The sequence below is a fragment of the Burkholderia arboris genome, from assembly GCF_902499125.1.
GTDB lineage: Bacteria > Pseudomonadota > Gammaproteobacteria > Burkholderiales > Burkholderiaceae > Burkholderia > Burkholderia arboris.
Genome location: NZ_CABVPX010000010.1, coordinates 72,525 through 85,661, shown reverse-complemented (window position 1 = coordinate 85,661; position 13,137 = coordinate 72,525). Strand labels below are relative to the sequence as shown.

The following is a 13,137-nucleotide window of genomic DNA, read 5'->3' as shown; positions in this document are numbered from 1 at the left end:
AGAGACACCATGTACAACCTTCCTGATGATCGCGGCCATTTCGGCCCGTATGGCGGCGTGTTCGTCGCCGAGACGCTGATTCACGCGCTGGACGAACTGCGCGCGGCGTATGAAAAATTCCAGAACGACCCCGATTTCGTCGCCGAGTACGAGCGCGAACTGAAGTATTTCGTCGGCCGTCCGTCGCCGATCTATCACGCGCAGCGCTGGAGCGAGATGCTGGGCGGCGCGCAGATCTACCTGAAGCGCGAAGACCTGAACCACACGGGCGCGCACAAGATCAACAACGTGATCGGCCAGGCGCTGCTCGCGAAGCGCATGGGCAAGAAGCGCGTGATCGCGGAAACGGGCGCCGGCCAGCACGGCGTTGCAACCGCGACGATCTGCGCGCGCTTCGGGATGGAGTGCATCGTCTACATGGGCGCCGAAGACGTGCGCCGGCAGGCCGCGAACGTGTACCGGATGAAGCTGCTCGGCGCGACGGTCGTGCCGGTCGAGTCGGGCTCGCGCACGCTGAAGGATGCGCTGAACGAGGCGATGCGCGACTGGGTCACGAACATCGAAAGCACGTTCTACATCATCGGCACGGTGGCGGGCCCGCACCCGTACCCGATGATGGTGCGCGACTTCCAGCGCGTGATCGGCGACGAGTGCAAGGTGCAGATGCCTGAACTCGCGGGCCGGCAGCCCGACGCGGTGATCGCCTGCGTCGGCGGCGGCTCGAATGCAATGGGCATCTTCTATCCGTACATCGACGACACGTCGGTGCAGCTGATCGGCGTCGAAGCGGCCGGCGACGGCCTCGACACCGGCCATCACGCGGCATCGCTGATCGCCGGCAGCCCGGGCGTGCTGCACGGCAACCGCACGTACCTGCTGCAGGACGACAACGGCCAGATCATCGAGACGCATTCGGTGTCGGCAGGTCTCGACTATCCGGGCGTCGGCCCCGAACACGCATGGCTGAAGGACAGCGGCCGCGCGCAGTACGTGCCGATCACCGACGACGAAGCGCTGAAGGCATTCCACGATTGCTGCCGGATCGAAGGGATCATTCCCGCGCTCGAGTCGAGCCACGCGATCGCGTATGGCGTGAAGCTCGCGCCGACGTTGCCGAAGGACAAGATCCTGCTCGTCAACCTGTCGGGCCGTGGCGACAAGGACATGCACACGGTCGCCGAGCGATCGGGTATCGACCTCTGACCCCGACCGATGCGTGACCTGATCGAAGAACCGGGCGGCGGTGCCGCGAGCGAGGCGGAGGCGGTTCAGCCCGCCGTCGCGGTGCCGCGCGCGCTGCCGTCCGGGATCGAACTGCATAACCGCGATTTCCTGACCGATGCCGCGCACCTGCCGGATGCGTCGATCGACCTGATCGTCGCCGATCCGCCGTACGGGCTCGGCAAGGACTACGGCAACGACTCGGACAAGCGTTCGGGCGACGATTTCCTCGCGTGGACGCGCGAGTGGCTCGAGCTCGCGATTCCGAAGCTGAAGCCGAGCGGGTCGATGTACATCTTCTGCACGTGGCAGTACGCGCCGGAAATCTTCAGTTTCCTGAAGACGAAGCTCACGATGGTCAACGAGATCATCTGGGACCGGCGCGTGCCGAGCATGGGCGGCACGACGCGCCGTTTCACGTCGGTGCACGACAACATCGGCTTTTTCGCGGTTTCCAAGGCGTATTACTTCGATCTCGATCCGGTCCGCATCCCGTACGACGCCGATACGAAGAAGGCCCGCTCGCGCAAGCTGTTCGAAGGCAGCAAGTGGCTGGAGATGGGCTACAACCCGAAGGACGTCTGGTCGGTCTCGCGCCTGCACCGGCAGCACGCGGAGCGCGTCGATCATCCGACCCAGAAGCCGCTGGAAATCATCGAGCGGATGGTGCTCGCAAGCTGCCCGCCGGGCGGCCGCGTGCTCGATCCGTTCATGGGCAGCGGCACGACCGCGGTGGCCTGCGCACGGCAGGGGCGCAACTTCGTCGGCTACGAGATCAACGAAAGTTATTGTGCGATCGCGCACGAGCGCGTGAACGCGCTCGCTGCGCCGGCGTGCGCGTGAATCGCGCCGCCGCATCGCCGAACTCTAACTTTGTATGGGTCCGGAGTAAGCGCTGAAGCGCCAACTCCGGATCGACACAGGAAAATTGCCATGTCCCGTATTCAGCAAACCTTCGCCGCGCTCGCCGAACAAGGCCGTAAGGGCCTGATCCCGTTCATCACGGCCGGCGACCCCGATCCCGCGAAAACCGTCGAATTCATGCACGCGCTCGCCGCCGGCGGCGCGGACGTGATCGAACTCGGCGTGCCGTTCTCGGACCCGATGGCCGACGGCCCGGTGATCCAGCGCTCGTCGGAGCGCGCGCTCGCGCGCGGCGTCACGCTCAAGAGCGTGCTGGCCGACGTGAAGCGTTTTCGCGAGACCGACCCTAAAACCCCCGTCGTGCTGATGGGCTATGCGAACCCGATCGAACGGATGGGCGTCGACGCGTTCGCGGCCGAGGCGCACGCGGCCGGCGTCGACGGCGTGCTGGTCGTCGACTATCCGCCGGAAGAGGCGGGCGTATTCGCCGAAAAGATGCGTGCCGCGCAGATCGATCCGATCTTCCTGCTCGCGCCCACGTCGACCGACGAACGCATCGCCGACGTCGGCAAGATCGCGAGCGGCTACGTGTATTACGTGTCGCTCAAGGGGGTGACCGGTGCGGGAAATCTGGATGTTTCGAGCATTGCGGGTAAAATCCCGGCCATCAAGTCGCGCGTGCCGGTTCCGGTGGGCGTCGGCTTCGGTATCCGCGACGCCGAAACGGCGCGCGCGGTGGCCGAAGTGTCGGACGCCGTCGTGATCGGCAGCCGCCTCGTGCAGCTGCTCGAAAGCGCTGCGCCGGATGCTGCCGCCGCCGCGCTGAAGGCCTTCATCGCCGAGCTGCGTGCCGCCCTGGACGGCGCGGGCAAGACGGCGCGATAAACACAACACAGGAAGCGGGCGGGCCAAGCGGCCCGTCCCGCCACGGAACAGGAAACCATACGATGAGCTGGCTCGACAAACTGTTGCCGCCGAAGATCAAGCAGACCGACCCGAAAAGCCGCAAGGGCATTCCGGAAGGCCTGTGGGTCAAGTGCCCGTCCTGCGAGGCCGTGCTGTACCGCAACGACGTGGATGCGAACCTGCACGTATGCCCGAAGTGCGATCACCACATGCGCATCGGCGCGCGTGAACGCCTCGACGGGCTGCTCGATCCGGAAGGCCGCTATGAAATCGGCCAGGAAATCGTGCCGGTCGACACGCTGAAGTTCAAGGACAGCCGCAAGTACCCCGATCGTCTGAAGGAAGCGATGGACGAGACGGGCGAGACCGACGCGATGGTCGTGATGGGCGGGGCGATCCACACGCTGCCCGTCGTCGCGGCCTGCTTCGAGTTCTCGTTCATGGGCGGCTCGATGGGTTCGGTCGTCGGCGAGCGCTTCGCGCGCGGCGCGCAGAACGCGCTGGAACAGCACGTGCCGTTCATCTGCTTCACCGCATCGGGCGGCGCACGGATGCAGGAAAGCCTGCTGTCGCTGCTGCAGATGGCCAAGACCACCGCGATGCTGACCAAGCTGGCCGAGGCGAAGCTGCCGTTCATCTCGGTGCTGACCGACCCGACGATGGGCGGCGTGTCGGCGAGCTTTGCGTTCCTCGGCGACGTCGTGATCGCCGAGCCGAAGGCGCTGATCGGCTTCGCCGGCCCGCGCGTGATCGAGCAGACGGTGCGTGAAAAGCTGCCGGAAGGCTTCCAGCGCGCCGAATTCCTGCTGAAGACGGGCGCGATCGACATGATCGTCGACCGCCGCAGGATGCGCGACGAAATCGCGCAATTGCTCGCGCTGCTGCAGCGACAGCCGGCCGACGCGCTGGCTTGACCGGCGCAAGGTTGTGAACTCTGCGCGTCGCCTGGCTTCAGCGTCAGGCGGCGCGCTTCGTTTTTTGGCGTAGTGGCGGTACCGATCCAGATTTGATCCGATGAGCACTTTTCCCACTCTCGACGCGTGGCTTTCGCATCTCGAACGCGCGCACCCGGTCGGCATCGACATGGGCCTGACCCGCATCGGGCAGGTCAAGGCGGCGCTGCAGCTTGAATTCGCATGCCCCGTCATCACCGTCGGCGGCACGAACGGCAAGGGCTCGACCTGTGCGTTCCTCGAGACGATCCTCGTGCGCGCGGGCTACAAGGTCGGCTGCCATACGTCGCCGCACCTGCTCGAATTCAACGAGCGCGCACGCGTGAACGGCCAGAACGTCACCGATGACGAACTGCTGCCGCATTTCGAGGCGGTCGAAGCCGCGCGCACGTCGCTGCCCGAGCCCGTGTCGCTCACGTATTTCGAATTCACGACGCTCGCGATCATGCACCTGTTCGCGTCGCGCGGGCTCGACGCGGTGATCCTCGAAGTCGGCCTCGGCGGCCGGCTCGATGCGGTCAACATCATCGATACCGATTGCGCGATCGTCACGAGCATCGACATCGACCACACCGAATACCTCGGCGACACGCGCGAGAAGATCGCGTTCGAGAAGGCCGGGATCTTCCGCGCGGGCAAGCCGGCAATCTGCGGCGATCCGGCCGCGCCGCAAACGCTGATCGACCACGCCGAAGCGATCGGCGCCGACCTGTGGCTGGTCGGCCGCGATTTCCGCTACGAGGCGCAGGCAGGCGCGGAGCGCCAGCAGTGGAGCTACCTCGGCCGCGAGAAGCGCTATCCGGCGCTCGCATACCCGGCGCTGCGCGGCGCGAATCAGCTGATCAATGCGTCGGCCGCGCTCGCCGCGCTCGAGGCGTTGCGCCCGGTGCTGCCGGTGTCCGCGCAGGACATCCGGCTCGGGCTCGCGAACGTCGAGCTGCCGGGGCGCTTCCAGGTGCTGCCCGGCAAGCCGGCGATCGTGCTCGACGTCGCGCACAACCCGCATGCGTCGGCCGTGCTCGAGCAGAACCTCGGCAACATGGGCTTCTTCCCGTACACGTACGCGGTGTTCGGCGCGATGCACGACAAGGACATCGACGGCGTGCTGCAGCACCTGAAGGGCGAGATCGACCACTGGTGCGTGACCGACCTGCCGCTGCCGCGCGCGGCCTCCGCGGAGCAGCTCGAAGCCGCGCTGCGCAAGGCAGGCGTGGAGGAGGGGCCCGATTCGAGCGTGACGCGTTACGCGTCGCCGGCAGAAGCGTTTCGCGATGCACTAAAAAGAGCATCCGAGAATGATAGAATCGTGGTTTTCGGCAGTTTCCATACGGTTGCCGGCGTGCTGGCCTACCGTAAATCGCAGCAACACTGACTGACGGGCAGTTTCGGACTCAGCCATTCATGGGAATTTTCTCGTTCGGCAAAAAAGACGACGACGCGCCCCCGCGGCGCGGCGGTCGCACCGGGACCTCCCGGAACGTGCGCACGGAGCGCACCACTGAACGCGTCGAGCGCCGCTCGCGCCGCACCGAGCGTCCGGAATCGGACGCGCTGCTCCTCGATCCGACCCTTCCAGAAAAGCAACGCGCACGCCGTCGCCTCGTGGGTGCGATCGCGCTCGTCGTGGCGGCCGTGATCGTGCTGCCGATGGTGCTCGATTCGCACCCGAAGCCGGTCACGGACGACATCGCGATCGACATCCCGAACCGGCCCGCGCACCAGGCGGTCGCGCCGCGCGACGACGATGCGTCCGACGTGCAGGCCGGCGTCGCGCATGACGAGCCGCCGGCATCCGATACGGCCGTTGTGGCCGCACCGGCACCTGTGCCGGCGCCCGCAGCCAAGCCGGCCGCGAAACCCGATACGACGACCACCGCGAGCGTGACGCCGCCGAAGCCCGCGCCGAAGCCGGCCGCCCCCGCGGCGAAACCGGCTGCGCCGAAACCCGCGCCCGCCACCGTCGCGAATGCCGACGCCGCGAGCCCGGACAGCGGCGACGCATCGTCGCCGGCCTCGCCGGCCGGTGCGCGCTTCGCGGTGCAGCTCGGGTCGTTCAAGGATGACGCGACGGCCCGTTCGTGGGCGACCAAATTGAAATCGGCGGGTGTGCCCGCATATGTCGAGCATCGCAAGCAGGCAGACGGCAGCACGGCTACACTGTTGCGTGCCGGCCCGTTCGCGGATCGCTCGGCGGCCTCCGCCGCGATCGCGAAGGTGCGCGAAGCCGGTCTGACGCAATAACGCACGATGCTGACGGCTTTCGACTACGCTGTATTGGCGGTGATCGTGTTGTCGGCGCTGCGCGGTGCGTGGCGCGGCTTCGTGTCGGAGATATTCGGGCTGATCGGCTGGATCGCGGCGATCGTGATCGCGGGCCGCTACGTCGGGCTGGTCGTGCCGTACATTCCGGCGAACTGGCCGGGCGGTGCGCTGACGCAATGGGTGATCGCCTTCGCGCTGCTCGTGATCGGCGTCGTGCTGGTCGCCGGTGTCGCAAACGCGTTGCTGTCGCGGATCGCGCAGGCGAGTGGCCTGGGCGGCGTAGACCGCTCGCTGGGCATGATGTTCGGGCTCGTCCGCGGCTGTGTGCTGGTGGTGCTGCTGGTCGCGGCGGCCGGGCTGACCGAACTGCCCAAACAGGATTTCTGGCGCAATGCGCTCTTGCGTCCTTTCGCCGAACAGGGCGTGCACGAGCTGAAGCAGCTCCTGCCCGACGGCATGGCCCAGTACGTACGCGTGTGACGACGCGGCCGGGCAGGACGGAACCGATTTTGTCATCTTGAAGGACATGCCATGTGCGGCATCGTAGGTGTTATCTCCCAATCCCCGGTCAATCAGCTGATCTATGACAGCCTGCTGCTGCTGCAGCATCGCGGTCAGGACGCGGCGGGCATCGCGACGGCGGACGGCAGCAATTTCCACATGTACAAGGCGAACGGCATGGTGCGCGACGTGTTCCGCACGCGCAACATGCGCAGCCTGCCCGGCACCTACGGCATCGGCCAGGTGCGCTACCCGACGGCCGGTTCGGCGTCGAGCGAAGCCGAGGCGCAGCCGTTCTACGTGAACGCGCCGTTCGGGATCATCCTCGCGCACAACGGCAACCTGACGAACTGGCAGCAACTGAAGGACGAGATGTTCCGGATCGACCGCCGGCACATCAACACCAATTCCGACAGCGAAGTGCTGCTCAACGTGTTCGCGCACGAACTGCAGCTGTCGACGACGGGCCTCGAGCTCGATCCGGCGTCGGTGTTCAAGGCGGTCTCGGGCGTGCATCGCCGCCTGCAGGGTTCGTACGCGATCGTGTCGCTGATCGCCGGCTACGGCCTGCTCGCGTTCCGCGATCCGTTCGGCATCCGCCCGCTGTGCATCGGCAAGCTCGAAACGGAACACGGCACCGAGTGGATGGTCGCGTCGGAGTCGGTGGCCGTCGAAGGCATCGGTTTCGAATTCGTGCGTGACGTGCAGCCGGGTGAAGCGATCTTCATCGATCCGGCCGGCAACTTCCACAGCCAGCAGTGCGCGGAGCAGCCGACGCTGAACCCGTGCATGTTCGAATACGTGTACCTCGCGCGTCCGGATTCGTGCCTCGACGGCGTGCCCGTCTACAACGTGCGCCTGCGCATGGGCGACTATCTCGCCGAGAAGATCAAGCGCGAGCTGCCGAACGTGCCGATCGACGTCGTGATGCCGATTCCCGATTCGTCGCGCCCGGCCGCGATGCAGGTCGCCGCGAAGCTCGGCGTCGAGTATCGCGAGGGCTTCTTCAAGAACCGCTACGTCGGCCGTACGTTCATCATGCCGGGGCAGGCCGTGCGCAAGAAGTCGGTGCGCCAGAAGCTCAACGCGATGAGCATCGAGTTCAAGGACAAGAACGTCCTGATCGTCGACGACTCGATCGTGCGCGGCACGACCTCGCATGAAATCGTGCAGATGGCGCGCGATGCGGGCGCGAAGTCGGTGATCTTCGCGTCGGCCGCGCCGCCCGTGAAGTTCCCGAACGTGTACGGCATCGACATGCCGACGCGCGGCGAGCTGGTCGCACACGGCCGCACCGACGAAGAAGTCGCGAAGATGATCGGCGCCGACCACCTGATCTATCAGGACGTCGACGACCTGCGCCGCGCGGTGCGCGACATCAACCCGAAGCTCGAGCGCTTCGAGGCGTCGTGCTTCGACGGCAACTACATCACCGGCGACGTGACGCCCGAGTATCTCGATGCGATCGAGCGCGCGCGTCTCGCGCCGGCGTCGCAGGCCGATCGGGACACCGCCGGCGACACCGAGCGTTCGCAGATGAACCTGCAGTTGTCGGTCGAGTGACACCGGCGCACGCTTCCGGCGAAGCGTGATAGGATGTGGCCTTGCGTCGATTTGATATCAGCTTGCGGACGCGGGGCGACTTCCCAAAACAGCTAAAGCGAAGGCCGGCGACAGCCGGCCCGAGTCGATCGCTGTCGTACCGCACCGAAGCCCGCTGATGCAGACGCATAGCGGGCTTTTTGTTTTTGGGCCTGGTTTTGTCTGGCCTGCGCGACGCGCGTGGCCATCGGATACGGAAAACGGAACATGGACGACTCCCTCAACTTCGACACGCTTGCCGTGCGCGCAGGCACGCTGCGCAGCGACTTCAACGAGCACTCGGAAGCGCTGTTCCTCACGTCGAGCTTCTGCTTCTCGAGCGCGGCCGACGCGGCCGAGCGCTTCGCGAACTCGGAAGACTACTTCACCTATTCGCGCTTCACGAACCCGACCGTCACCATGTTCCAGGAGCGTCTCGCGGCGCTCGAGGGCGGCGAGGCGTGCATCGCGACGGCGTCGGGGATGGCCGCGATCATGTCGGTCGTGATGTCCGCGCTGCAGGCAGGCGACCACCTCGTCAGCTCGCGCAGCCTGTTCGGCTCGACGCTCGGGATGTTCTCGCAGATCTTCAGCAAGTTCGGGATCACGACGACCTTCGTCGACCCGACCGACCTGAACGCGTGGCAGGAAGCGGTGCGGCCGGAAACGAAGATGTTCTTCCTCGAGACGCCGTCGAACCCGCTGACCGAACTCGCCGACATCGAGGCGATCGGCAAGATCGCGAAGGCCGCGAACGCGCTGTTCGTCGTCGACAACTGTTTCTGCAGCCCGGTGCTGCAGCAGCCGCTGAAGCTCGGCGCGGATGTCGTGATGCACTCGGCGACGAAATTCCTCGACGGGCAGGGCCGCGTGCTCGGCGGCGCGCTGGTCGGCACGAAGGAATTCATCATGGGCAAGGTGTTCCCGTTCGTGCGCAGCGCGGGCCCGACACTGTCGGCCTTCAACGCGTGGGTGCTGCTGAAGGGGATGGAGACGCTGTCGCTGCGGGTCGAGAAGCAATCGGCGAATGCGCTGGAAATCGCGCGCTGGCTCGATTCGCATCCGGCCGTTGCGCGCGTGTTCTATCCGGGCCTCGAATCGCACCCGCAGCATGAGCTCGCGAAGCGCCAGCAGAAGGCGGGCGGCGCGATCGTGTCGTTCGAGCTGAAGGGCGACACGCCCGAGCAGCAGCGCGCGAACGCATGGCGCGTGATCGACGGCACGAAGCTCGTGTCGATCACCGGCAACCTCGGCGACACGCGCACGACGATCACGCATCCGGCCACCACGACGCACGGCCGTATCACGCCGGAAGCGCGCGCGGCAGCCGGAATCACCGAAGGGCTGATCCGCCTCGCGGTCGGCCTCGAGCACGCGAACGACGTCCGCAACGATCTCGCACGCGGTCTTGAAGGCTGAGCGCGCCGGCAGGCAGCCTTACAGCGATGCGACGGGGCGTGCCTGCACGGACGCCCTGTCGCCATCGGCGACATAGTCGCGGCGCACGCCTTCGCGCGTGCGCGATCCGTTCAGCGGGCGTGCGGATGCCGGCGGTGCGTCCGCCGGCAGGTCATTGCGCACCGCGCTCACCATCCATCGCAGCGTTTCATCGAGCGGCGTGACGGGCAGTTCGCCCACCGCGCGCCGCAGTTTGTCACGCGACCCGCTCAGGCTCTTCACCTCGTTGTGCCGCACGAAGCGCGGATCGATCGTCACGTCGATCACGTAGCCGGCGATGCGCGACAGGATCGCCAGCACTTCCTTCAGCGAATACGCGCGCTCCGAGCAGACGTTGAGTATCTCGCCGGCAGGCGCGGTTTCGATCAGCTTCAGGTACGCAGCCGTCACGTCGCGCACGTCGGAGAAATCGCGCCGCACGTCGAGATTGCCGAGCGAGATCCGCGGTTCGTTGCGCGCGTAGTGTGCGACGAGCTTCGGCAGCAGATACGCATCGCTCTGGCCGACACCCGTGTAGTTGAACGGCCGCGCAATCACGATCGGCAGCCGGTCGGCCCACAGCTTCGCCGCATATTCCATCGCGAGCTTGCTGATCGCGTAGTCGTTCGCGGGGGCGGGCGGGACGTTCTCGTCGAGCACGCCGGCCGTCGAGTTGCCGTAGATGTTCGCGCTGCTCGCGAGCAGCACGGCCGACGGGCGGCGGTCGAGACCCGCGAGAGCGGCCAGCAGGTTGCGCGTGCCGACGACGTTGACCGCGTAGGTTTGCGACGGTTCGTCGTGTGCGACGTGCGCTCGTGCGGCGAGATGCACGACCGCGTCGGGCCGGGCGTCGGCGGCCGCTGCGCGCACCGCGTCCGCGTCGAGCAGGTCGACCGGCAGCAGCGTGCAGTTCGCGAACACCGGATCGTCGGTGGGCGGCGAGCCGGGCGCGACCGTCCCCCAGACTTCATAGCCGGCGGCTTCGAGATGCTGCGCCATGTAACGGCCGGTGAAACCCGTCAGGCCCGTGACGAATGCACGGCGCGGCGCGTGTTCGATATCAGAACGTGTCATGGTGTTGGTTCCGCGTCAGATCCGCCTCGACCATCATCTGGCAAAGCTGTTCGAGCGTCGTTTCCGGCGCCCAGCCGAGCTTGCTTTTGGCCTTGTCCGCGCAACCGATCAGCAGATCGACTTCCGCGGGGCGGTAGAACTTGGGATTCACTTCGACGAGCACATTGCCCGTCGCCACATCGAGGCCGCGCTCCTGCTCACCCTTGCCGGTCCACTCGATCTGATAGCCGGCCGCCGCGAACGCCATCCGCACGAAGTCGCGCACGGTCTCGGTCCGGTTGGTTGCCAGCACGTAGGTGTCGGGTTCGTCGACCTGCAGCATCCGCCACATCCCTTCGACGTACTCGAGTGCAAAGCCCCAGTCGCGTTTCGCGTCGAGATTGCCGAGCTCGAGGCGCGTCGCCTTGCCGAGCTTGATCTTCGCGACGGTGTCCGTGATCTTGCGGGTGACGAATTCGCGGCCGCGCAGCGGCGATTCGTGGTTGAACAGGATCCCGCTGCTGCCGAACAGGCCATACGACTCGCGGTAGTTCACGGTCATCCAGTGCGCGAACAGCTTCGCGACGCCGTACGGGCTGCGCGGATAGAACGAGGTCGTTTCCGTCTGCGGAATCGACTGCACCTTGCCGAACATCTCGGACGTCGATGCCTGGTAAAAGCGCGTCTTCGGGCTCACGACGCGGATCGCCTCGAGCAGGTGCAGCGGGCCGAGGCCCGTGACGTCCGCGGTCGTGGACGGTTGCTCGAACGACACGCCGACGAAGCTTTGCGCGGCCAGGTTGTACAACTCGTCGGGCTGCGTGCGTTCCAGCAGCCGCACGCTCGAGCCGGCGTCCGTCAGGTCATGTTCGACGAGCGTGAGGTTCGGGTGCGTGTTGACGCCGAGCTCGGCGATGCGCCACAGGTTGACCGAGCTGGTGCGGCGGTAAGTCCCCGTGACCTGGTAGCCCTTGTCGAGCAGCAGCTTGGTCAGGTAGGCGCCGTCCTGTCCCGTGATCCCCGTGATGATGGCCTTCTTGCGAGTTTGGGTCATGGCGTTGTCCTTGTCGAAATCGATAGATAGGGAAATTCAGGCAGTCGTGCTGGCGGCGGCCGGCAGCGTGCTGCGTGCGGGGCCGCGCGTCAGGCGTCGTTCGAAGCCGTACCAGCTCAGGGTCGCGTACGCGAGCGTGATCGCCAGTGCGAGCGCGGCCGTGACGAAGCGGTTCAGGTGCAGCGGCCAGAGCGCATACAGCACGCTCAGGTGAATCAGGTAGACGGTGTAGCTGACGGTGCCGACGTAGACGAGCATCGGGTTGGTCAGCACGCGTTGCACGAGGCCGCGGCCGCGCAGCGCGATCACGACGATCGACGTGCACAGCAGCAGCGAGATGCTGTAGAGCGCCGCGTTCGACAGCGGTGTGTTCGCGGCGCGAAAGCGCGGGAACGACAGGTGCAGCCAGCCGAGGATCGCGAGCGATACGAGCGCGCCGAGGATCGCGAGCGGATAGAACGGCTCCAGCGCGCGCCGGTCGCGGCGCAGCACGATCGCGAGCAGTGCGCCGGCCGCGAGCAGGTCCATCCGGAACGGCGTCAGGTAGTAGATCGGCCAGAACGAATCGAACCACGGCGTCGCGATCGCGCGCAGCACGGGTGCGGCGACGACCAGCGCGGCGGCGACCCACAGCAGCGCGCGCTCCGAGCACCACAGCACGACGAACGGCCAGAAAATATAAAACTGCTCCTCGACCGCGAGCGACCACAGCACGTTCAGGCTGTCGTGGCCGATGCTGCCGAGCGACAGCCCGATGTTGGTCGAGAAAAATGCGAACCACGGCCAGTGCGGCAGCCAGCTCGCGCCGAACAGGATCGTCGATACCACCAGCAGCAGCACGTACGGCGGCAGGATGCGGCGCACGCGGCGCGCGTAGAAGTGGCTGAAGTACGACTGCCCGCGCGCCTTGCGATCGAGCAGGATGCCGGTGATCAGCAGGCCGCTCAGCACGAAGAACAGGTCGACACCCATCCACAGCGGCGCCTTCAGCGCGTGCTGCAGGAACACGGCGCCCACCGCGATCGCGCGCAGTCCGTCGAGCTGCACGATGCGGCCGTGTTGCGGCGGGGCGAGGTCGGCGGGGCGCGAGCGGGCCGTCATCGCCCGGCTCCTGCGCGGCCTGTAGCCAATGCGTGTACGTATTGCATGCCTTTAAATGGGATATCGAATCGAAATTGATTCTAGGGAAAAGAAATCGGTAAAAAAACGCGCGTCATTTATCCGACGACAAACATTCAAATGCCGATTATTACGGTCATGAGATGAAAGGTTCGCGCCCGGGCACGTGCGACAGGCGGTGCGGAG

11 protein-coding genes and 1 pseudogene are annotated in these 13,137 nt (G+C 66.2%); 9 read left to right on the top strand and 3 right to left on the bottom strand.

What is annotated here, in order from left to right; genetic code table 11:
- Window positions 1-9: 9 nt before the first annotated feature.
- The 9 genes from trpB to BLA15945_RS14420 all read left to right on the top strand — a co-directional run bounded on the left by trpB (window position 10) and on the right by BLA15945_RS14420 (window position 9,707).
- Entirely contained in the window at window positions 10-1,203 is a 1,194-nt protein-coding gene (trpB, locus tag BLA15945_RS14460; protein ID WP_059237234.1) for a tryptophan synthase subunit beta, read from the top strand.
- Window positions 1,204-1,212: 9 nt separating this feature from the next.
- Window positions 1,213-2,064, top strand: coding sequence for a DNA-methyltransferase (locus BLA15945_RS14455; RefSeq protein ID WP_059237233.1), 852 nt, complete (start codon window positions 1,213-1,215; stop codon window positions 2,062-2,064).
- A 90-nt stretch (window positions 2,065-2,154) separates the two neighbouring features.
- Complete coding sequence (gene trpA / locus BLA15945_RS14450; protein ID WP_174992724.1) at window positions 2,155-2,970, top strand: tryptophan synthase subunit alpha; 816 nt, start codon at window positions 2,155-2,157, stop codon at window positions 2,968-2,970.
- 62 nt (window positions 2,971-3,032) lie between these two features.
- Window positions 3,033-3,905, top strand: coding sequence for an acetyl-CoA carboxylase, carboxyltransferase subunit beta (gene accD / locus BLA15945_RS14445; protein WP_059237231.1), 873 nt, complete (start codon window positions 3,033-3,035; stop codon window positions 3,903-3,905).
- Between the two features lie 100 nt (window positions 3,906-4,005).
- Complete coding sequence (gene folC / locus BLA15945_RS14440) at window positions 4,006-5,316, top strand: bifunctional tetrahydrofolate synthase/dihydrofolate synthase (protein ID WP_059237230.1); 1,311 nt, start codon at window positions 4,006-4,008, stop codon at window positions 5,314-5,316.
- A 29-nt stretch (window positions 5,317-5,345) separates the two neighbouring features.
- Window positions 5,346-6,185 carry an SPOR domain-containing protein gene (locus BLA15945_RS14435; RefSeq protein ID WP_174992723.1) on the top strand — a complete coding sequence of 280 codons (840 nt, stop codon included), beginning with the start codon at window positions 5,346-5,348 and terminating at the stop codon, window positions 6,183-6,185.
- Window positions 6,186-6,191: 6 nt separating this feature from the next.
- The gene (locus tag BLA15945_RS14430) at window positions 6,192-6,686 is read left to right on the top strand and encodes a CvpA family protein (RefSeq protein ID WP_027782633.1); all 495 of its coding nucleotides are present in this window, start codon (window positions 6,192-6,194) and stop codon (window positions 6,684-6,686) included.
- Between the two features lie 51 nt (window positions 6,687-6,737).
- The gene (gene purF, locus BLA15945_RS14425) at window positions 6,738-8,270 is read left to right on the top strand and encodes an amidophosphoribosyltransferase (protein WP_059237228.1); all 1,533 of its coding nucleotides are present in this window, start codon (window positions 6,738-6,740) and stop codon (window positions 8,268-8,270) included.
- 246 nt (window positions 8,271-8,516) lie between these two features.
- Window positions 8,517-9,707 (top strand): O-succinylhomoserine sulfhydrylase, encoded by a 1,191-nt coding sequence (locus tag BLA15945_RS14420; protein ID WP_059237227.1) that lies wholly within the window; start codon window positions 8,517-8,519, stop codon window positions 9,705-9,707.
- 132 nt (window positions 9,708-9,839) lie between these two features.
- Here the strand turns inward: BLA15945_RS14420 and BLA15945_RS14415 are convergent.
- From BLA15945_RS14415 to BLA15945_RS14405, 3 genes and pseudogenes are all read right to left on the bottom strand, one after another.
- Window positions 9,840-10,799, bottom strand: a pseudogene (locus BLA15945_RS14415) (NAD-dependent epimerase/dehydratase family protein); the annotation flags it as partial.
- Window positions 10,786-11,832, bottom strand: coding sequence for a GDP-mannose 4,6-dehydratase (gmd, locus tag BLA15945_RS14410; protein ID WP_059237226.1), 1,047 nt, complete (start codon window positions 11,830-11,832; stop codon window positions 10,786-10,788). The pseudogene BLA15945_RS14415 and the gene gmd, both read right to left, overlap by 14 nt.
- A gap of 36 nt (window positions 11,833-11,868) precedes the next feature.
- A complete protein-coding gene (locus BLA15945_RS14405) occupies window positions 11,869-12,933 on the bottom strand; it encodes an acyltransferase family protein (protein ID WP_059237225.1) in 1,065 nt (354 codons plus the stop codon).
- Window positions 12,934-13,137 lie beyond the last annotated feature (204 nt).

Coding starts and splice junctions, on each gene's coding strand:
- accD (WP_059237231.1), top strand. CDS start 3,033: ATGAGCTGGCTCGACAAACTGTTGCCGCCGAAGATCAAGCAGACCGAC.
- BLA15945_RS14435 (WP_174992723.1), top strand. CDS start 5,346: ATGGGAATTTTCTCGTTCGGCAAAAAAGACGACGACGCGCCCCCGCGG.
- folC (WP_059237230.1), top strand. CDS start 4,006: ATGAGCACTTTTCCCACTCTCGACGCGTGGCTTTCGCATCTCGAACGC.
- BLA15945_RS14420 (WP_059237227.1), top strand. CDS start 8,517: ATGGACGACTCCCTCAACTTCGACACGCTTGCCGTGCGCGCAGGCACG.
- trpB (WP_059237234.1), top strand. CDS start 10: ATGTACAACCTTCCTGATGATCGCGGCCATTTCGGCCCGTATGGCGGC.
- gmd (WP_059237226.1), bottom strand. CDS start 11,832: ATGACCCAAACTCGCAAGAAGGCCATCATCACGGGGATCACGGGACAG.
- BLA15945_RS14405 (WP_059237225.1), bottom strand. CDS start 12,933: ATGACGGCCCGCTCGCGCCCCGCCGACCTCGCCCCGCCGCAACACGGC.
- BLA15945_RS14455 (WP_059237233.1), top strand. CDS start 1,213: ATGCGTGACCTGATCGAAGAACCGGGCGGCGGTGCCGCGAGCGAGGCG.
- trpA (WP_174992724.1), top strand. CDS start 2,155: ATGTCCCGTATTCAGCAAACCTTCGCCGCGCTCGCCGAACAAGGCCGT.
- purF (WP_059237228.1), top strand. CDS start 6,738: ATGTGCGGCATCGTAGGTGTTATCTCCCAATCCCCGGTCAATCAGCTG.
- BLA15945_RS14430 (WP_027782633.1), top strand. CDS start 6,192: ATGCTGACGGCTTTCGACTACGCTGTATTGGCGGTGATCGTGTTGTCG.